A 19,199-nucleotide genomic window follows, 5' to 3' on the forward strand; every position below is an offset into this window, starting at 1 on the left:
AGCGGTTCGCCGCGGACGGGCCCCGGGACCGCCCGGACGGTTCGCCCCGCCCGGTCCCTCCCCGTGTCCGGCCGGGCTCGCGGTGGCGGCGGGCGTCAGCTGCCTGAGCCCGCGTGGACGTACTCCGTGGGGATGACCGGTTCGCCGCGGGAGAGCTGGGTCGCGGACAGCGGCAGGTTGGCGCGGGCGGCGGCGTGCCGGTCGCGGGCGGCGTCCAGCGGCTCGCGGGCGACGACCTCGCCGCCCTTGACCAGCTCGACCAGGAGCTGCCGGTCGGCGAGCTCCTTGGGGACCGGGCCCGTGCCGACGACCTCGGCCTCAGCCACCCCGTACGCGTCCAGCCGCCGCGCGGCCCACTTGCGGCCGCCGATGGAGGTCTTGCCGCCCCTGGCCTTCTTCGCCACCGCCGTCAGCGGCGCCCTCGGCTCGTCGGACTCGGCGCGCGCGACGAGCTTGTAGACCATGGCGGACGTCGGGTGCCCGGAGCCGGTCACCAGCTGGGTGCCGACGCCGTACGCGTCCACCGGCGCCGCCGCCAGCGAGGCGATGGCGTACTCGTCCAGGTCCGAGGTCACGATGATCTTCGTGTCCCGCGCTCCCAGCTCGTCCAGCTGCTGCCGCACCCGGTGGGCGACCAGCAGCAGGTCACCGGAGTCGATGCGCACGGCGCCCAGCTCGGGCCCGGCGATCTCGACGGCCGTCCGGACGGCCTCCGCGACGTCGTAGGTGTCCACCAGCAGGGTGGTGCCCCGGCCCAGCGAGTCGACCTGGGCCTGGAAGGCGTCGCGCTCACTGTCGTGCAGCAGGGTGAAGGCGTGGGCGGAGGTGCCGACGGTCGGGATGCCGTAGCGGAAGCCGGCGGCGAGGTCGGAGGTGGAGGCGAAGCCGCCGATGTAGGCGGCGCGGGACGCGGCGACGGCGGACAGCTCGTGGGTGCGGCGGGCGCCCATCTCGATCAGCGGCCGGCCGCCCGCGGCCGAGTCCATCCGGGAGGCCGCGGCCGCGATCGCCGAGTCGTGGTTGAGGATCGACAGGATCACCGTCTCCAGCAGCACGCACTCGGCGAAGGTGCCCTCGACCCGCATCAGCGGCGAGCCGGGGAAGTACACCTCGCCCTCGGGGTAGCCCCAGATGTCACCCGAGAAGCGGTAGCCGGCGAGCCACTCGAGTGTCGTCTCGTCGACGATCTGCCGTTCGCGCAGGAAGCCGAGGACGCCGTTGTCGAAGCGGAAGTTCTCCACGGCGTCCAGCACCCGGCCGACGCCCGCCAGGACGCCGTAGCGGCGCCCGTCCGGCAACCGCCGGGTGAAGACCTCGAAGACGCTGTGCCGTTCGGCCGTACCCGCCTTCAGGGCGGCCTGGAGCATCGTCAACTCGTACTGGTCAGTGAAGAGCGCCGTCGAGGGAACGTCCACCGGCAGCCCAAGGTCTGCTGTGTTCATGGCAGTCGATGGTACTCCTATCTCGTCAGTGTGACGATTTCTGGCGTGCGTGGCAGCATGGCACTGTGACGTCACCCGCTCCCGTAGAGATCGAACGCACCGAGTCGGCGGAGGAGGTCTTCGCCGTCCCCGAGCCCGACCTCCCCTGGGTGACGATCGTCCACAACGACCCGGTCAACCTCATGAGCTATGTGACCTACGTCTTCCAGTCCTACTTCGGGTACACCAAGGACAAGGCCACCAAGCTCATGCTCGACGTCCACCACAAGGGCCGCGCGGTCGTCTCCAGCGGCAGCCGCGAGGAGATGGAACGCGACGTGCAGGCGATGCACGGCTACGGCCTGTGGGCCACGCTTCAGCAGGACCGGAAGTGACCGGAAGTATCCGAAGTAACCGGAAGTAGACCGGAGTAAACGACCCACCGATGCCCGGAACCTTCGAACCGCTCCCCGGCGGCGGCGCGGCCGTCGCGCTCGACTACGTCGAGATCTCCATCATCCGGTCGCTGGCCGTCCAGCTCCTGGAACTCATCGGCCCCGGCCCCGCCGAGGACGCCCCCGCGGACCCGCTCGCCGAGCTGTTCGCCGAGGGCCCGAGCGAGCCGCCCGCCGACCCGGTGCTGCGGCGCCTCTTCCCGGACGCCTACTGCGACCCGGAGCAGACTCCCGTCTCGCCGGGGGACGCCGAGGAGCAGCGCGCGTACTCCGCCGAGTTCCGCCGCTTCACCGAGAACGACCTGCGCGCGGGCAAGCGGGACAACGCGCTGTCGGTGATCCGCTCGCTGGACGCGCTGGGGGTCGCCGGCGAGGACGAGGCGGTGCTCAGCCTGAGCACCGAGGAGTCCCGGCGGTGGCTGGGCGCCCTCAACGACCTCCGCCTGGCGATAGGCGCACGGCTGGAGATCGCCGACGAGGACGACACCGATCTGCTCTACCGGCTCTCGGACGAGGACCCGCGCAAGCCGATGGTGATGGCGTACCTCTGGCTGGGCGGGCTCCAGGAGACGCTCGTCTCGACCCTTATGCCCTGACTCGATCCGATTTCGTGTTCGCTCAGCGGACGCTCAAATCCGGATAACGATCCTGTTACCGTTGCGGCCTGTTTTGCCGCATCTGGGGGTTATTTGTCCCCTTCTTCCTGTGGGGTGCGCAACATTCCGTACGGGTGATCAATATTGCGGCCGTGATAAATCTTCACGACCGCCCGGCGAACACCACCCATGTTCGGCCGGGTGCGCCACCGAGCCGGCAACAGCCGGCCAGGCACGAGCGGGCTCGCGAAACCCGCTCACTCCAGTCATCCGGGGGGATCGAAACCCGATCCGAGGCCGACCAGCGGCCCGGGTCGGCATGGAGAAAGGCGCACCACACATGACCTCCTCGCAGGTCACCGAGGCCACCGAGGCACCGGAAGAGGGCTACGAGCGCGGGCTCGGCAGCCGGCAGGTCCAGATGATCGCGATCGGCGGCGCCGTCGGCGTCGGCCTGTTCCTGGGTGCCGGGGCGAACATCGCCAAGGCCGGACCCAGCCTGATCCTCATGTACGCCCTCGCAGGCGTGATCATCTTCTTCATCATGCGGGCGCTCGGCGAGCTCCTGCTCTACCGGCCGGTCTCGGGCTCCTTCGCGGAGTACTCCCGCGAGTTCCTCGGACCGTTCTTCGGCTACTTCACCGGCTGGACGTACTGGCTGATGTGGGTCGTCACCGGCATGGCCGAACTGACGGCCGCCGCGATCTACGTCAACTACTGGTTCCCGGCCATCCCCCAATGGGTGACGGCACTGGTGTTCCTCGTCGTCCTCTTCGTGGCCAACCTGATCTCCGTCAAGCTCTTCGGCGAGATCGAGTTCTGGTTCTCGATGGTCAAGGTCACCGCGCTGGTCGGCATGATCGTGATCGGCCTCGGCGTGCTCACCTTCGGCTTCAGCGCCGCCGGCGACACCGCCTCCGTCGCCAACCTCTGGCAGTTCGACGGCTTCTTCCCCAAGGGCGTCGGCTCCTCCCTGATGACCCTCCAGGGCGTCATGTTCGCCTACCTCGCCGTCGAGCTGGTCGGCGTCACGGCCGGTGAGTCCGAGGACCCCGAGAAGACCCTCCCGAAGGCCATCAACACGCTGCCCTGGCGCATCGCGCTGTTCTACGTCGGCGCCCTCACCGTCATCCTGTGCGTGGTGAAGTGGACCCAGTTCGCGGCGGGCGTCAGCCCCTTCGTGAAGGCGTTCGCGATGATCGGCATCCCGGCCGGCGCCGGCATCGTCAACTTCGTGGTGCTCACCGCCGCCCTGTCGTCCTGCAACTCCGGCATGTACTCCACGGGCCGCATGCTGCGCACCCTCGCGGACAACGGCGAGGCCCCCCGCGTCTTCAGCAGGCTCTCCGCCTCCAAGACGCCCGCGCTCGGCATCACCGTCTCGGTCGCCTTCATGGGCATCGGCGTGATCCTCAACTACATCGTCCCGGAGAAGGCCTTCGGCTACGTCACCTCCGTGGCGACCGCGGCCGGCATCTGGACCTGGCTGATGATCCTGGTCAGCCACGTCCTCTACCGCCGCGCGGTGGACGCGGGCCGGCTGCCCGCCTCCTCCTTCCCGGCGCCGGGCGGAGCGGTCTGCTCGTACATCGCCATCGCCTTCCTGCTCTTCGTCACCGGCCTGATCGCCTACGATGCCGACTCGCGTGTGTGCCTGTACGTGATGGCCGGCTGGGCCGCCGCCCTCGGCGTCGGCTGGCTGGTGCTCAAGGCCCGCAACCCGGAGGTCGCCGACCGCCGGGAGCCGGAGCTGGAGAAGGTGGGCTGACCCGCACCCCGACCCTCACCGCGGACGTCCGGCCGCAGCGGGTTCTCGTGGCACCCGCTGCGGCTGCCGCTCAGGGCGTCCGGCATACGGGCCGCTCCGTACCACACCTCGGTACGGAGCGGCCCTACTGCTTATATTGGCGAACATGCTGACCATCACCCAGGCCCTCGTCGACCAGATCGTCGCGCACGCGCGCAAGGACCACCCCGACGAGGCGTGCGGCGTCATAGCGGGCCCGGCGGGTTCGGACCGCCCCGAGCGCTTCATCCCGATGCTGAACGCGGCCATGTCGCCCACGTTCTACGAGTTCGACTCCGGCGACCTCCTCAAGCTCTACCGCGACATGGACGACCGCGACGAGGAGCCGGTGGTGATCTACCACTCCCACACGGCGACCGAGGCCTACCCGTCCCGCACCGACATCAGCTACGCGAACGAGCCCGGCGCCCACTACGTCCTGGTGTCCACCGCCGACACCGACGGCCTCGGCGACTTCCAGTTCCGCTCGTACCGCATCGTGGCGGGCGAGGTCACGGAGGAGGAGGTCAAGGTCGTGGAGAGCTACTGAGCCCACACGATCTCGCCATGGTCCCACTGCGATCTCGCAGTTCGATCGGAATTCATCCAGCATGCGAGATCACACTCCGGGACCCGGACCGGGAATCGATACGATGAGCCCATGGTTCTGAACGACGTGAGCGAGAAGGCGCCGAGTTTGCTGCTCGTGGCGCGGCTGCACGTCGACCTGTGCAGGCTGAACAGCGCCATCTGTTGACGCTGCCCTGCCGCCGTACGGCCTGAGCCGCGGCACCCCGAGCACGACCCGCATTCCGCGCCGCCGCGCGCCCACAGACCAGACACCTTCCGACAGGAGCCCGCAACCATGGCCATCGAGGTCCGCATCCCCACCATCCTCCGCACCTACACCGACGGTCAGAAGGCGGTGGAGGGCAGTGGTGAGACCCTCGCCGAGCTGTTCGCCGACCTCGAGACCCGGCACGCGGGCATCCAGGCCCGCATCGTGGACAACGGTCAGCTGCGCCGCTTCGTCAACGTCTACCTGAACGACGAGGACGTCCGCTTCCTCGACAACATCAACACCAAGCTGTCCGACGGCGACAACGTGACGATCCTGCCCGCCGTCGCCGGCGGCATGGTCTGATCGGCCGCTGATCAGCGATGCGCTACGACTCCCCGCTGGCCGCGGTGGGCAACACCCCTCTGGTGCGCCTGCCGCGGCTGTCGCCGTCCCCCGAGGTCCGTATCTGGGCCAAGCTGGAGGACCGCAACCCGACCGGCTCGGTCAAGGACCGCCCCGCGCTGCACATGATCGAGCAGGCGGAGAAGGACGGCCGGCTGACCCCCGGCTGCACGATCCTGGAGCCGACCTCCGGCAACACCGGCATCTCCCTCGCCATGGCCGCCAAGCTCAAGGGCTACCGGATGGTGTGCGTGATGCCGGAGAACACCTCGCAGGAGCGCCGGGACCTGCTCGGCATGTGGGGCGCGGAGATCATCTCCTCCCCGGCGGCAGGCGGCTCCAACACCGCCGTGCGCGTCGCCAAGGAGCTGTCCGCCGAGCACCCGGACTGGGTGATGCTCTACCAGTACGGCAACCCGGACAACGCGGGCGCCCACTACGCCACGACCGGTCCGGAGATCCTCGCCGACCTGCCCTCGATCACCCACTTCGTCGCGGGCCTGGGCACCACCGGCACCCTGATGGGCGTCGGCCGCTTCCTGCGCGAGCACAAGCCGGACGTGCGGATCGTCGCCGCCGAACCGCGCTACGACGACCTGGTGTACGGCCTGCGCAACCTCGACGAGGGCTTCGTACCGGAGCTGTACGACGCCTCCGTCCTCACCACCCGCTTCTCCGTCGGCTCGGCCGACGCGGTCACCCGCACCCGTGAACTCCTCCAGCAGGAGGGCATCTTCGCGGGCGTCTCCACCGGCGCCGCCCTGCACGCGGCGATCGGCGTCGGCAACAAGGCGGTCAGGGCGGGGGAGTCCGCCGACATCGTCTTCGTCGTGGCCGACGGCGGCTGGAAGTACCTCTCGACCGGCGTCTACACGGCGGCCACCACCGAGGAGGCCATCGAGACGCTCCAGGGCCAGCTCTGGGCATAGGGCTCATCATCGAAGCGCCATCCCCCTCCTATGAGGGGGCTAAGCGCTGTCCACAGGACGGCAAAGAACCCTGTCCGGGTCTGCCGCCGCCCGGTCGCGGGGACTACGTTCTGCCCGCACCCTGTCATGTCTTGCTCAGCTCGGCACGCGGGGTGTTCCCCTTCCCAGAAATGTCATGCTCATGACTGCGCGGTCTCGCCGCCGCTACGCGCGTCACGGGCCTGCCCATCCAGCTCGACCCCACCGATGGAGGCAGAACCCCATGCGTGAGTCACGCCCGAGCAGGCGGAGACGGAGCCTGCGCAGACTCCTCGCCGTCGCCGTGCCCGCCCTCGCCCTCACCGTCGCCGGACTCGTCGCGGCACCCACGGCCGGAGCCCAGGCCGCCCCCGCCACCGCGACCCACACCTCCCGCACCGCCCAGAACGCCAAGGCGCTCACCGCCCCCGAACGGCAGACCTTCCACTCCACCGGCAAGGCCGGCCAGAAGGTGCCCACCAAGCACCTGTGCGCCACCGCGAAACCCGGGCACGCCGCCTGCTTCGCCCAGCGCCGCACCGACATCAGGCAGCGGCTCGCCGCCGCCGTCGCCGCCGCGCCCTCCGGCCTCAGCCCGGCCAACCTGCACAGCGCGTACGCCCTGCCCTCGACCGGCGGCTCCGGCCTGACCGTCGCCGTCGTCGACGCCTACAACGACCCCAACGCGGCCTCAGACCTGGCCACTTACCGCTCGACGTACGGCCTGTCGGCGTGCACGGTCGCCAACGGCTGCTTCAAGCAGGTCAGCCAGACCGGCTCCACCACCTCCCTGCCGTCCAACGACAGCGGCTGGGCGGGCGAGGAGGCGCTGGACATCGACATGGTCAGCGCGGTCTGCCCCAACTGCAACATCATCCTCGTCGAGGCCAACTCCGCCACCGACTCCGACCTCGGCGCCGCAGAGAACGAGGCCGTCGCGCTCGGCGCCAAGTTCGTCTCCAACAGCTGGGGCGGCTCCGAGTCCTCCTCCCAGACCAGCGAGGACACCTCCTACTTCAAGCACCCCGGCGTCGCCATCACCGTCTCCTCCGGCGACGAGGCCTACGGCGCCGAATACCCGGCGACCTCCCAGTACGTCACCGCCGTCGGCGGCACCGCGCTGTCCACCTCGTCCAACTCCCGCGGCTGGACCGAGTCGGTGTGGAAGACCTCCAGCACGGAGGGCACCGGCTCCGGCTGCTCCTCGTACGACCCGAAGCCGAGCTGGCAGACCGACACCGGCTGCTCCAAGCGCATGGAGGCCGACGTCTCCGCCGTCGCCGACCCGGCCACCGGCGTCGCGGTCTACGACACCTACGGCGGCTCCGGCTGGGCGGTCTACGGCGGCACCAGCGCCTCCGCACCCATCATCGCGGGCGTCTACGCCCTCGCCGGCACCCCGGGCGCCGGCGACTACCCGGCGAAGTACCCCTACAGCCACACCGGCAACCTGTACGACGTCACCAGCGGCAACAACGGCAGCTGCTCCACCTCGTACTTCTGCACCGCGACCACCGGCTACGACGGCCCGACCGGCTGGGGCACCCCTGACGGCACCGCCGCCTTCACCTCCGGCACCAGCACCGGCAACACCGTGACCGTCACCAACCCCGGCAGCCAGTCGACCGCCACCGGCGGCACGGCCAGCCTCCAGATCAGCGCCAGCGACAGCGCGGGCGCCACCCTCACCTACAGCGCGAGCGGCCTGCCCACCGGCCTGTCCATCAACAGCTCCACCGGCCTGATCTCCGGCACGGCGTCCACCGCGGGCACCTACAGCGTCACCGTCACCGCGACCGACTCCACCGGCGCCTCCGGCTCCGCCTCCTTCACCTGGACGGTCAGCACCAGCGGGGGCGGCGGCACCTGCACCTCGGCGCAGCTGCTCGGCAACCCCGGCTTCGAGTCCGGCAACACCACCTGGACCGCCTCCAGCGGCGTCATCACCAACGACAGCGGTGAGACGGCCCACGGCGGCTCGTACTACGCCTGGCTCGACGGCTACGGCTCCACGCACACCGACACGCTGTCCCAGTCGGTGACCATCCCCTCCGGCTGCAAGGCCACCTTCACCTTCTACCTGCACGTCGACACGGCGGAGACCAGCACCAGCACCGCCTACGACAAGCTGACGGTGACCGCCGGTTCGACCACCCTGGCCACCTACTCCAACCTCAACAAGGCCTCCGGCTACACCCAGAAGTCCATCGACCTGTCCTCCTACGCCGGATCCACGGTGACGCTGAAGTTCAGCGGGGTCGAGGACTCCTCGCTCCAGACCAGCTTCGTCCTCGACGACACGGCCGTGACGACCAGCTGACGCAACGCCGCTGAGAGGAGGGCCCCGGCCGCGACTCAGGCCGGGGCCCTTCGCGGAGCGGATCCGGATGCGCGTCGGGTACGTCACACCCGTACCAGGACCGGTCACCGCGGAAAGGGCGGACCCCCCCATGCGCCGTCACCCGATGCCCCGTACGACGCTCCACCGCACCTTCGCCGTCGCCGCCACCGCGGCGGCACTGCTCCTCGCCGGTTGCGGCTCGCAGGACGGGGGAGGGAAGGCCGGCGGCTCGGTGTCCCCCTCGCAGTCGCAGTCACCCCCGCATTCGCAGTCCCCGACCCCATCCCCGACTCCGACCCCGAGCGACTCGGCGTCCCAGAGCACGTCACCGTCGGCCCCGCCGTCCCCTTCCCCCACCGGGCCCGCCGGGTCCTGCACCCCCCGCACCCAGCTCGACGCCACCGACAACGGCCGTACCGTCTGCCTCGCCAAGGGCCAGGTGCTCCGGCTCACCCTGGACGGCACCAAGAGCCGGCCCTGGAAACCGGTCGCCGCCGAGGGCGGCGCGCTGAAGGCCACCAACCCGGGGTTCGTGATCCAGCCGGGCGACGCGGTCGCCGCGTTCGAAGCGGTCGCGCCCGGCACGGCCCACCTGACCTCGTCCCGCCCGCTGTGCGCGAGCCGCCCCGGTCAGCTGTCCTGCAAGGGCATCCAGGACTGGAAGGTGACCGTGGAGGTCCGCTGAGTCCGATACGCGGCCTGCGGGACGGCGGGTACGCGGCCTGCGAGACGGCGGGTTCAGCCCGCCAAGTGCCGCACCTGGTCCCATAGGACCGGGTCCACCACGCCCACCCGGCGCCGGAAGTCCCACACCGCCACGTGCCTGAGCTCGTCCGTCTCCAGGAAGCTCGGCCGCCCGTGCGCGTCCCCGACGGAACCCGGCGGCAGCGGGATCACCCCGGCGCGCTCGTCGTGGTACTTGCTGGTGATCTTCGCTACGGTCGCCCGGTCGCCGCGCACCGCCAGCACCAGGCAGGGCCGGTCCTTGCCGCCCGGACCGTCCTCGTAGGGAACGCTGGCCCACCAGATGTCCCCGGGGTGCGGACGGGCCGCCTGGCCGTGGAAGCCCTCGGGGCGGCCCGGCGGGCGGGTCCTGCGCCGCGGCGGCCGACGGCCCCGCCCCCAGCCGTCGACTAGCGTGGCTACCAGCGCGAGCAATACCACTGCCGCGAGCGCGAGCCACCAGGACGTGTCCATACGGATGACGTTACCGGCGTGCGAATCCCATTGCGCGCCCTCTCGTTAGCCTTTTGCGTCCCGGGTCCAGCCGAACCGGTGACAGCACAGGTGAGTTCGCCCACAACGGCCCCTGGCGGAGGAGCGACCGGGGCTTTTGCGCCTTACGCTCGACGCACCGCACGACCCCTGTCAGCTCCCCGATTTCGCCCCTTATCCCGGCTATCCCGGCTATCCCGGTTATCCCGCCAACGGAGGTTTCTGCTTCATGAAGCTCACCGTCGTCGGCTGCTCGGGGTCGTTCCCGTCCGCGGAATCGGCCTGCTCGAGCTACCTCGTCGAGGCCGACGGCTTCCGGCTGCTTCTCGACATGGGCAACGGCGCCCTTGGCGAATTGCAGCGCCACTGCGGTCTCTACGACCTCGACGCGATCTTCCTCAGCCATCTGCACGCCGACCACTGCATCGACATGCTCGGGTACTTCGTGGCGCGCTACTACCGCCACGACGGCGGCCGCTGCGACCCGATCCCGGTCTACGGCCCCGAGGGCACCGAGCACCGCCTGACCACGGCCTACGCGGACACCCCCACCGCCTCCTCCATGAGCGAGGTCTTCGACTTCCACACGGTCAAGCCGTCCACGTTCGAGATCGGCCCGTTCACCGTGCACACCGAGAGGGTCCGCCACCCCGTGGAGGCCTACGCCATCCGCCTCGAGCACGGCGGGAAGTCGCTGACGTACTCCGGCGACACCGGCGTCACCGAGGCGCTCGACACGCTGGCCCGGGACGCCGACCTGTTCCTGTGCGAGGCCGCGTTCACGCACGGCAAGGAGGACATCCCCGACCTCCACCTCAACGGCCGCGAGGCCGGCCAGACCGCCGCCCGCGCCGGCGCCCGCCGCCTGGTCCTCACCCACATCCCCCCGTGGACCGACCCCGAGGCCAACCTGACCGACGCCCGCGAGGTCTTCGACGGGCCGGTGGAGCTGGCGGTGCCGAGGAAGTCGTACGAGATCTGACCCCCGCGTACGTGCGCGTACGCGAAGGCCCCGGAACCTCCACGGTTCCGGGGCCTTCGTCGTGCCGGGGCGGGACTCACGCCTTGGTGAGGTCCTCGACCTCCTCCTCGGGCTCCCGGCCCGGGGTGGGGAGGTTCCACTTGGTGATGGCGAAGCGGAAGACCGAGTAGTAGATCGCCGCGAACACCAGGCCGATGGGGATGATCAGCCAGGGCTTGGTGGCGAGGTTCCAGTTGAGCGCGTAGTCGATGAAGCCCGCGGAGAAGGTGAAGCCCGCGTGCACGCCGAGTGCCCAGGTGATCGCCATGGACAGGGCGGTGAGCACCGCGTGGATCGCGTACAGCACCGGGGCGATGAACATGAAGGAGAACTCGATCGGCTCGGTCACACCGGTCACGAAGGAGGTGAGCGCGAGCGAGATCATCATGCCCAGCACGGCCTTGCGGCGCTCGGGGCGGGCGGAGTGGGCGATGGCGATCGCGGCGGCCGGGAGGCCGAACATCATGATGGGGAAGAAGCCCGACATGAACTGTCCGGCGGTCGGGTCGTGGGCGAAGAAGCGGGTGAGGTCGCCGTGCACGACCGTGCCGGCGGAGTTCTTGAAGTCGCCGATCTGGAACCAGGCGACGGAGTTCACGAACTGGTGCATGCCGATCGGGATCAGCGCGCGGTTGATCAGACCGAACAGACCGGCACCCGCGGCGCCGAGACCGGTGATCTGCTCGCCGACGTGTGAGATGCCCTCGCCGATCGGCTTCCAGACCAGCCCGAAGAAGACGCCCATGGCGGTGCCGACGAAGGCCATGATGATCGGGACCAGACGGCGGCCGTTGAAGAAGCCGAGCCAGTCCACCAGCTTCTTGCGGTGGTAGCGCTGCCACAGCACGGCGGCCAGCAGACCCATCAGGATGCCGCCGAGGACCCCGGGGTTGTTGTAGGTCGCGGCTATGTCCGCGCCCTTCTGGACCTTCGCCTCGGTGACCGGGAACGCCTTCAGGACGTTGCTGTAGACCAGGAAGCCGACCAGGGCGGCAAGGGCCGTGGAGCCGTCCGCCTTCTTGGCGAAGCCGATCGCGACACCGATGCAGAACAGCAGCGGCAGGTTGTCGAAGATCGCGCCACCGGCCGTTGCGAACACCGCGGTGACCTTGTCGGGCAGATTGAGCTTGTCGTGCACATCCTGCTGGCCCAGCCGGAGCAGGATGCCCGCCGCCGGGAGCACGGCGATCGGGAGCTGAAGGCTGCGGCCGACCTTCTGGAGGCCCTGGAACAGGCCGGATCCCCGCTTCTTCGGGGGAGCCGCCGTCGTGGGCGCGGTGGCGGTGCTCATACTTCCTCCATATGGGCATGGCGCCGCCCGCATGGCGTGGGGAGGGAGGACGGCGGCGTCTCTGGTCTACACCACTGAGTGGTGTAGACCATGTTGTAGCAGATGAAGGCGGCATAAGGAACCCGCCATTCCCAATCAGGGATGCCCACTGCCTGCCGGGCTTGGCGACCATCGGTCAGCTGGTGTAGACCAGTCGATACAGTTCGGTTCCGTTGTCGCGGTCGCCATCATTCGGTATGTCCGACATGAAAGCGAGCGAAATCGGACAACTGTGACTACCGCGACACAGCGGTTCGGACCATGGGATTCAGGGAGACGGACATGGCCAGCAAGGCTGAGAGGATCGTCGCCGGGCTCGGCGGCATCGACAACATCGAGGAGATCGAGGGCTGCATCACCCGGCTGCGCACCGAGGTCGCCGACCCCTCGCTGGTCGACGAGTCCGCCCTGAAGGCCGCCGGCGCCCACGGCGTCGTCAAGATGGGCACCGCCATCCAGGTCGTCATCGGCACCGACGCCGACCCGATCGCCGCGGAGATCGAAGACATGATGTGAGCCCCCGGCTCACCCGGACGGGGCTGCTCCCACCGGGGGAGGAGCCCCGCCCCCATCTGCGACTAGGCTCGTCGCCATGTCTCGAATCGACGGCCGCACCCCCGAACAGCTCCGCCCGGTCACCATCGAACGCGGCTGGAGCAAGCACGCCGAGGGCTCCGTCCTCGTCTCCTTCGGCGACACCAAGGTCTTCTGCACGGCCTCCGTCACCGAAGGCGTCCCCCGCTGGCGCAAGGGCAGCGGCGAGGGCTGGGTCACCGCGGAGTACGCCATGCTGCCCCGCTCCACCAACACCCGCGGCGACCGCGAGTCCGTCAAGGGCCGCATCGGCGGCCGGACCCACGAGATCAGCCGCCTCATCGGCCGCTCCCTGCGCGCCGTCATCGACTACAAGGCGCTCGGCGAGAACACCATCGTCCTCGACTGCGACGTCCTCCAGGCCGACGGCGGCACCCGCACCGCCGCCATCACCGGCGCGTACGTCGCCCTCGCCGACGCCGTCGCCTGGGCCCAGGGCAGGAAACTCATCAAGGCCGGCCGCCAGCCGCTGACCGGCACGGTCTCCGCCGTCTCCGTCGGCATCGTCGGCGGAACCCCCCTCCTCGACCTCTGCTACGAGGAGGACGTCAAGGCCGAGACCGACATGAACGTCGTCTGCACCGGCGACGGCCGCTTCGTCGAGGTCCAGGGCACCGCCGAGGCCGAACCCTTCGCCCGCGACGAGCTCAACGCCCTGCTCGACCTCGCCGTCGCCGGCTGCACCGAGCTGGCCGACCTCCAGCGCAAGGCGCTCGAAACGGTCCTCGCCAGGTAACCGGCCTCAGGCGGTCCTCAGGCGGCACTCGAGACGTCCCCCAGCCGGCGTCGGGAGCATCGGGCGGGGTGGTCGGCGCACGCAACCCGACCCCCCGCCCCCGCGTCCCAACGGATATCAACGGGGGCCTCCCGCGGGGGCCCGACCAGGGGAGGGAACCCAGCCATGGCCGCGCGCCGACACCTCCGTACCGCGATCGCCCTCGCCGCCGCCGGCACCGCAGTCACCGCCTGCCTGGCCGCCGGCTGCTCCGCCGTCGACAAGGCCCTGGACTGCATGCAGACCGCCCACTCCGTCGCCGACGACGTCACCGACTTACAGTTCGCGGCCGCCCACGCGGCCGTCAACCCGAAACGGGCCGACGCCTCCCTCGACGACATCGACAAGGACCTGAAGGAGATAAAGAACGAGACGGACAACGCGGACGTCAACAAGGCGGTCGACGACCTCAACAAAGCCGTCGACAACGTCCGCACCGCCATCAAGGACGGCGACAGCACCCCGGACCTCCGCCCCGTCCGCGACGCGACCGGCGAACTGACGAAGGTCTGCACCCCCTGATACTGGGTTCATGACCCGCCTGATCCTCGCCACCCGAAACGCCGGAAAGATCACCGAACTCAGGGCGATCCTCGCCGACGCAGGCCTGCCCCACGAACTCGTCGGCGCGGACGCCTACCCCGACATCCCCGACGTCAAGGAAACCGGCGTCACCTTCGCCGAGAACGCCCTGCTGAAGGCCCACGCCCTCGCCCAGGCCACCGGCCTGCCCGCCGTCGCCGACGACTCCGGCCTCTGCGTCGACGTCCTGAACGGCGCCCCCGGCATCTTCTCGGCCCGCTGGTCGGGCCGCCACGGCGACGACAAGGCCAACCTGGACCTCTTGCTGGCCCAGCTCTCCGACATCGCCGACGAACACCGCGCGGCCCACTTCGCCTGCGCGGCGGCACTGGCGTTGCCGGACGGCCGGGAGCGGGTGGTCGAGGGCCGGCTGAGGGGGCTCCTGCGCCACGCCCCCGCCGGCACGAACGGCTTCGGCTACGACCCCATCCTCCAGCCGGAGGGCGAGACGCGGACCTGCGCGGAACTCTCCCCCGAGGAGAAGAACGCGATCAGCCACCGGGGGAAGGCGTTCCGCGCACTGGTGCCGGTGGTACGAGAACTGCTCGGTCAGTAGTTGGTGCGGCCGGAGGGACTCGAACCCTCACGGGAGTTACCCCACTGGGACCTAAACCCAGCGTGACTGCCAATTCCACCACGGCCGCCCGGTGCTGCCCGGCCATGCTACTGGCCGGGCGGCATCCTCAGATCCCCAAGTCCTTGATGATCTTGGCCACGTGGCCCGTTGCCCTGACGTTGTACAGGGCTCGTTCCACCTTGCCCTCCTCGTCCACGACGATCGTGGAGCGGATGACGCCGAGGTAGGTCTTGCCGTAGTTCTTCTTCTCGCCGTAGGCGCCGTAGGCCTCGGTGACCTTCTTGTCGGGGTCGGCGAGGAGGGTGACCCGCAGGGATTCCTTCTCGCGGAACTTCGCGAGCTTCTCGGGGGCGTCGGGGGAGATGCCGATGACGTCGTAGCCCGCGCCGGCCAGGAGGTCGAGGTTGTCGGTGAAGTCGCAGGCCTGCTTGGTGCAGCCTGGAGTGAGTGCCGCGGGGTAGAAGTAGACGATGACCTTGCGGCCCTTGTGGTCGGCCAGGGACACCTCGGTGCCGTCGGCGTCGGGCAGGGTGAAGGCGGGGGCCACGTCCCCGGGCTGGAGTCGCTCGCTCATCGATCTAGCGTAACCGGGGGTCCTGACGGTGCTGTCGGCCACGGAGCTGACAGACTGTCCAGCACAAAGCGCACCCATCAGACTTCGGAGGCCGTACGGTGGCGGAGACGTCGGACACCAGAACCCCGGCGCAGATCGAGGCGGACATCAAGCGCCGCCGCGAGGTGCTGGCCGAGACGCTGGACGAGATCGGGGTGCGGGTGCATCCGAAGACCATCGTCGGAGACGCCAAGGCCAAGGTGGTCTCGAACATCGACCACACCCTCGGGCGCGCCTACATCCAGGTCAACCGGGCCGTGAGCGAGGTACGGGCCCAGTTCGTGGACGAGGCCGGAGCCCCCCGGCTGGAGCGCGTCGTGCCCGTCGCGCTCGTGGCGGTCGGGCTCGTGGGGTTGCTCGCCCTGGGGACTCGCCGTCGTAAGGGCTGACCCGGCGGCGTCCGGGCGCGGCAAAGGCAGGTAGGTTCGAGAACGTGAGCGCCAACAGAAACGTGCACAGCACCCATCACGACAAGCTGCCCATCCGGATGCTGCACGACCGGGTTCTGGTCCGGCAGGAGACCGGCGAGGGCGAGCGGCGTTCGGGCGGCGGCATCCTGATCCCCGCGACGGCGGCGGTCGGGCGTCGGCTGGCCTGGGCGGAGGTCGTCGCGGTCGGTCAGAACGTACGGACCGTGGAGCCCGGCGACCGGGTCCTGTACGACCCGGAGGACCGGGCCGAGGTCGAGGTGCGGGGCGTCGCGTACGTGCTCATGCGCGAGCGTGATCTGCACGCGGTGGCCGCGGACCGGTTCGAGGGGTCGGAGGACTCCACGGGGCTGTATCTGTAGCCGTACGCCATACGTCGTGCGTCGTACGTGCGACAAGCGGAAGGGCTGGTGACCGTCTACGGTCACCAGCCCTTTCACTTGTTCGCGGTCACTGGCGTCTGAATGCCGCCTGCGGAGCGAAGGCGCCCGCGGTGTCCCCGGCTCCTCCGGGCGCGCCGCCGCCCGTAGGTGTGCCGCCGTCGCCCGTGCCGGTCGTGGTGCCGGCGTCCCCTGTGCCGGTGGTGGTGCCGCCGTCGCCGGTGCCGGTGGTGGTGCCGCCGTCGGTCTGGCCGGCCGTCTGGCCCTGGGTGTCCGGGCTGCCGGTGGTGGGGGTGCCGCCGTCGCCGGTGCCGGTGGTGGTGCCGCCGTCGGTCTGGCCGGCCGTCTGGCCCTGGGTGTCCGGGCTGCCGGTGGTCGGGGTGCCACCTTCGGTGGGGGTGCCGGTGGCCGGCTGGCTGGGCGCCTTGGAGCTGGGCGCCTGGACGTCCGCGCCCTGCTGGAGCTCCAGGTCGAAGTCGCTCACCGCCTTACCCTTCAGCGCGTTCTTGGTGTACTGCGCCCAGATCTCGGTGGGCGCGCCGCCGCCGTTGATGCGGGGCAGGCCGAGGGCGCCGTACAGCGGCTTGTGGTGGGCCGTCTCCGGGTCCTGTCCCATGACGGACACGACCGTGGCGAGGTCGGGGGTGTAGCCCGCGAACCAGGCCGCGGTGTCCTCCTCCGCGGTGCCCGTCTTGCCGGCGGCGGGGCGGCCGGCCTGCTGGGCGGCGGTCGCGGTGCCGGTCTGGACGACGCTCTGGAGGATGGAGGTCGTGGTGTCGGCGGCCTCGCGGCTGACGGCCTGCTTGGTCGTCTGCTCGGGCAGTCGTACCTCGCTCTTGTTGTCCTTGGTGATCTTCTCGATCATCGTGTACGTGCCGTGCTTGCCGTGGTTGGCGAGCGTGGCGTACGCCTCCGCCATGTCCAGGACGCTCGCGGTGGCCGTGCCGAGCGCGATGGACGGGTACGGCTGGAGGTCCTTGGTGCCGGACGGGATGCCGAGGTCGACCGCGGTCTGCTTGACCTTGGTCGGGCCGACGTCGACGGCCATCTGCGCGTACACCGAGTTCACGGACAGGTCGGTCGCCTTGCGCACGGTGATCTCGCCGTACGACTTGGAGTCCTCGTTCTCCGGGGCGTAGGCGCCGCCGCTCCAGCCCTGGACGGGCCGCTGGTTGGTGCCGTCGTAGTACGTGTTCGGCGTGATGGTCTGGCCGGACTGGGTGGTCGAGCCGTTCTGGACCGCCGAGGTGAACACGAACGGCTTGAAGGTGGAGCCGACCTGGTAGTCACCCCGGGTCGCGCCGTTGGTGTACTGCTTGACGAAGTCGATGCCGCCGTACATCGCGACGACCTTGCCGGTCTTGGGGTCGACGGAGGCGCCGCCCGCGCGGACGTAGTTGTCGACCTTGTTGTTCTTCTTGTCCAGCTTGGAGATCAGCTTGTCGTCGACGGCCTTCACGAAGGCGTTCTGCTTGCTCTTCTGGAGGGTCGTCGTGATGCGGTAGCCGCCCGCTTCGAGCTGGTCCTTGGTGAGGATCTTGTTTTGGACGAGGTAGTCCTTGATCGCGTAGACGATGTAGCCGCGCTGCCCGGACAGACCGGTGGAGGTCGTCTGCTCCTTCGGCATCGGGAACTTCATGCCGGTCCGCTTCGACTGGCTCAGCCAGCCCTTCTTCACCATGCCGTCGAGTACGTAGTTCCAGCGGGCGACGGCCGCCGACTTGTTCTCGGGGTGGGCGACGACGTCGTACTCGCTGGGCGCGTTGACCAGCGCGGCGAGGTAGGCGGCGCGGGCCGGGTCGAGGCCGGCGGCGTCCCGGCCGTAGTAGGCCTGGGCGGCGGCCTGGATGCCGTAGGCGTTGCGGCCGAAGTAGCTGGTGTTGAGGTAGCCCTCGAGGATCTGGCCCTTGGTCTTGTTGCGGTCCAGCTTGATCGAGATGAAGAACTCCTTGGCCTTGCGCGTGACGGTCTGCTCCTGCGCGAGGTAGTAGTTCTTCACGTACTGCTGGGTGATCGTCGAGCCGGACTGCTTGCCCTTGCCGGTCGCGGTGTTCCAGGCGGCGCGGATCATCGCCTTGGGGTCGACTGCCGACTCGGTGTAGAAGTCGCGGTCCTCGGCGGCCAGCACGGCGTGCTGGGCGTCCTTGGAGATCTGGGCGAGGGTGACGTTCTCCCGGTTGACCTCGCCGTCGCGGGCCAGCTGGGAGCCGTCCGCGTAGAGGAAGACGTTGCTCTGCTTCATGGCGAGCGCGTTGGCCGGCGGGATCTTCACCATCGAGTAGCCGAGGAAGAACAGGCCGAAGAGCAGCAGGACGCCGATGACGAAGGTGCCGAGCACCATCCGCCAGGTCGGGACCAGCCGGCGCAAGCCGGTGCGCTTGGGGCGCTTGGGCTTCTTCCCCTTGCCGTCGCCGGTGCCGGGCCCGTCGCTTCCTCCGTCGGCCGCGTTGGCCGTGGGGGTGGCCGCGGCGGGGGCCGGGGCCGTCTGCCGGGGGAGCCGGGTGGTCGCGGGGGCCTCGGACCCGTGCGCCGCCTGGGCAGCGGTGGCCGCCCCGGTCGTCCCGGTTGCCCCGGTCGTCTGGGTCCTGTCCGGCGCCTTGGGCTGCTGGGGCACCCTGCGTGCCGGGGGCGTCGGGCCCGCCATGGCCGCCGGGGCCGTCGGACCAGCCGAAGCCGCGGGGGTCGCGGGACCGGCGGGGCCCGCGGGGGCTGCCGGGGTCGCGTGGGTCGCCTTGATGCGCCGGAGGACCTGGGTCTTCTCGGCTGCCTCAGCTCCCTCAGCGGCCTTGGCCGCCGTACCCGCCGAACCCGGCGCGGCAGCGGGGGCCGTCGGGCTCTTCGGGGCCGCCGGGGCCGCCGTACCGTCCGCGGCCGCGGGAGCCGACGGTGTCGCGGGAGTCGCCTGGGTCGCCTTGATGCGCCGGAGGACCTGGGTCTTCTCCGCAGCCCCGGCCT

Annotated in this window: 21 protein-coding genes and 1 tRNA gene; 16 read left to right on the forward strand and 6 right to left on the reverse strand. The window is 70.1% G+C overall.

The window, feature by feature from the left end; genetic code table 11:
- Window positions 1-95: 95 nt before the first annotated feature.
- Window positions 96-1,442, reverse strand: coding sequence for a nicotinate phosphoribosyltransferase (locus ACFY01_RS31955; RefSeq protein WP_390739231.1), 1,347 nt, complete (start codon window positions 1,440-1,442; stop codon window positions 96-98).
- Window positions 1,443-1,450: 8 nt separating this feature from the next.
- Between ACFY01_RS31955 and clpS the strand changes: the two genes are divergently transcribed.
- The 9 genes from clpS (at window position 1,451) to ACFY01_RS32000 (ending at window position 9,414) form a co-directional block, all read left to right on the forward strand.
- Complete coding sequence (gene clpS, locus ACFY01_RS31960) at window positions 1,451-1,816, forward strand: ATP-dependent Clp protease adapter ClpS (RefSeq protein WP_390739232.1); 366 nt, start codon at window positions 1,451-1,453, stop codon at window positions 1,814-1,816.
- A gap of 50 nt (window positions 1,817-1,866) precedes the next feature.
- Window positions 1,867-2,472: a DUF2017 domain-containing protein gene (locus tag ACFY01_RS31965; protein WP_390739233.1), complete on the forward strand. Its 606-nt coding sequence runs from the start codon at window positions 1,867-1,869 to the stop codon at window positions 2,470-2,472.
- A 340-nt stretch (window positions 2,473-2,812) separates the two neighbouring features.
- On the forward strand, window positions 2,813-4,240 hold the full coding sequence (locus ACFY01_RS31970) for an amino acid permease (protein WP_390739234.1): 1,428 nt from the start codon (window positions 2,813-2,815) through the stop codon (window positions 4,238-4,240).
- 145 nt (window positions 4,241-4,385) lie between these two features.
- On the forward strand, window positions 4,386-4,808 hold the full coding sequence (locus tag ACFY01_RS31975; protein ID WP_390739235.1) for a Mov34/MPN/PAD-1 family protein: 423 nt from the start codon (window positions 4,386-4,388) through the stop codon (window positions 4,806-4,808).
- Between the two features lie 111 nt (window positions 4,809-4,919).
- Window positions 4,920-5,015 (forward strand): putative leader peptide, encoded by a 96-nt coding sequence (locus tag ACFY01_RS31980; protein WP_361450311.1) that lies wholly within the window; start codon window positions 4,920-4,922, stop codon window positions 5,013-5,015.
- Between the two features lie 108 nt (window positions 5,016-5,123).
- Window positions 5,124-5,402 (forward strand): MoaD/ThiS family protein, encoded by a 279-nt coding sequence (locus ACFY01_RS31985; RefSeq protein ID WP_390739236.1) that lies wholly within the window; start codon window positions 5,124-5,126, stop codon window positions 5,400-5,402.
- A gap of 17 nt (window positions 5,403-5,419) precedes the next feature.
- Window positions 5,420-6,370 carry a PLP-dependent cysteine synthase family protein gene (locus tag ACFY01_RS31990; RefSeq protein WP_390739237.1) on the forward strand — a complete coding sequence of 317 codons (951 nt, stop codon included), beginning with the start codon at window positions 5,420-5,422 and terminating at the stop codon, window positions 6,368-6,370.
- Window positions 6,371-6,632: 262 nt separating this feature from the next.
- On the forward strand, window positions 6,633-8,708 hold the full coding sequence (locus ACFY01_RS31995; protein WP_390739238.1) for a putative Ig domain-containing protein: 2,076 nt from the start codon (window positions 6,633-6,635) through the stop codon (window positions 8,706-8,708).
- A gap of 130 nt (window positions 8,709-8,838) precedes the next feature.
- A complete protein-coding gene (locus tag ACFY01_RS32000) occupies window positions 8,839-9,414 on the forward strand; it encodes a hypothetical protein (protein ID WP_390739239.1) in 576 nt (191 codons plus the stop codon).
- A 53-nt stretch (window positions 9,415-9,467) separates the two neighbouring features.
- Here the strand turns inward: ACFY01_RS32000 and ACFY01_RS32005 are convergent, their stop codons facing one another.
- On the reverse strand, window positions 9,468-9,926 hold the full coding sequence (locus tag ACFY01_RS32005) for a type II toxin-antitoxin system PemK/MazF family toxin (RefSeq protein ID WP_390739240.1): 459 nt from the start codon (window positions 9,924-9,926) through the stop codon (window positions 9,468-9,470).
- A gap of 247 nt (window positions 9,927-10,173) precedes the next feature.
- Between ACFY01_RS32005 and ACFY01_RS32010 the strand changes: the two genes are divergently transcribed.
- Window positions 10,174-10,926 carry an MBL fold metallo-hydrolase gene (locus ACFY01_RS32010; protein ID WP_390739241.1) on the forward strand — a complete coding sequence of 251 codons (753 nt, stop codon included), beginning with the start codon at window positions 10,174-10,176 and terminating at the stop codon, window positions 10,924-10,926.
- A 76-nt stretch (window positions 10,927-11,002) separates the two neighbouring features.
- On the opposite strand, the gene ACFY01_RS32015 is transcribed toward ACFY01_RS32010, so the two are convergent.
- Entirely contained in the window at window positions 11,003-12,256 is a 1,254-nt protein-coding gene (locus ACFY01_RS32015) for a PTS transporter subunit EIIC (RefSeq protein ID WP_390739242.1), read from the reverse strand.
- Window positions 12,257-12,577: 321 nt separating this feature from the next.
- Here ACFY01_RS32015 and ACFY01_RS32020 point away from each other — a divergent pair, with 321 nt between their 5' ends.
- The 4 genes from ACFY01_RS32020 to rdgB all read left to right on the forward strand — a co-directional run bounded on the left by ACFY01_RS32020 (window position 12,578) and on the right by rdgB (window position 14,802).
- Complete coding sequence (locus ACFY01_RS32020; protein WP_390739243.1) at window positions 12,578-12,811, forward strand: glucose PTS transporter subunit EIIB; 234 nt, start codon at window positions 12,578-12,580, stop codon at window positions 12,809-12,811.
- Between the two features lie 76 nt (window positions 12,812-12,887).
- A complete protein-coding gene (rph, locus tag ACFY01_RS32025; protein ID WP_390739244.1) occupies window positions 12,888-13,625 on the forward strand; it encodes a ribonuclease PH in 738 nt (245 codons plus the stop codon).
- A gap of 165 nt (window positions 13,626-13,790) precedes the next feature.
- On the forward strand, window positions 13,791-14,186 hold the full coding sequence (locus tag ACFY01_RS32030; protein WP_390739245.1) for a hypothetical protein: 396 nt from the start codon (window positions 13,791-13,793) through the stop codon (window positions 14,184-14,186).
- A gap of 10 nt (window positions 14,187-14,196) precedes the next feature.
- On the forward strand, window positions 14,197-14,802 hold the full coding sequence (gene rdgB, locus ACFY01_RS32035; protein ID WP_390739246.1) for an RdgB/HAM1 family non-canonical purine NTP pyrophosphatase: 606 nt from the start codon (window positions 14,197-14,199) through the stop codon (window positions 14,800-14,802).
- A gap of 1 nt (window position 14,803) precedes the next feature.
- Here rdgB and ACFY01_RS32040 read toward each other — a convergent pair.
- Window positions 14,804-14,890: transfer RNA gene (locus ACFY01_RS32040), tRNA-Leu, on the reverse strand.
- A gap of 39 nt (window positions 14,891-14,929) precedes the next feature.
- Entirely contained in the window at window positions 14,930-15,397 is a 468-nt protein-coding gene (bcp, locus tag ACFY01_RS32045; protein ID WP_390739247.1) for a thioredoxin-dependent thiol peroxidase, read from the reverse strand.
- Between the two features lie 98 nt (window positions 15,398-15,495).
- On the opposite strand from bcp, the gene ACFY01_RS32050 reads away from it, so the two are divergent.
- Together ACFY01_RS32050 and ACFY01_RS32055 are read left to right on the forward strand one after the other, a co-directional pair.
- Window positions 15,496-15,825: a DUF3618 domain-containing protein gene (locus ACFY01_RS32050; RefSeq protein ID WP_390739248.1), complete on the forward strand. Its 330-nt coding sequence runs from the start codon at window positions 15,496-15,498 to the stop codon at window positions 15,823-15,825.
- Between the two features lie 44 nt (window positions 15,826-15,869).
- A complete protein-coding gene (locus ACFY01_RS32055; RefSeq protein WP_361796174.1) occupies window positions 15,870-16,226 on the forward strand; it encodes a co-chaperone GroES in 357 nt (118 codons plus the stop codon).
- Between the two features lie 88 nt (window positions 16,227-16,314).
- On the opposite strand, the gene ACFY01_RS32060 is transcribed toward ACFY01_RS32055, so the two are convergent.
- Entirely contained in the window at window positions 16,315-18,888 is a 2,574-nt protein-coding gene (locus ACFY01_RS32060; protein WP_390739338.1) for a transglycosylase domain-containing protein, read from the reverse strand.
- Window positions 18,889-19,199 lie beyond the last annotated feature (311 nt).

Origin of the sequence: Streptomyces sp. NPDC001480, from assembly GCF_042894725.1 — a bacterium.
GTDB lineage: Bacteria > Actinomycetota > Actinomycetes > Streptomycetales > Streptomycetaceae > Streptomyces.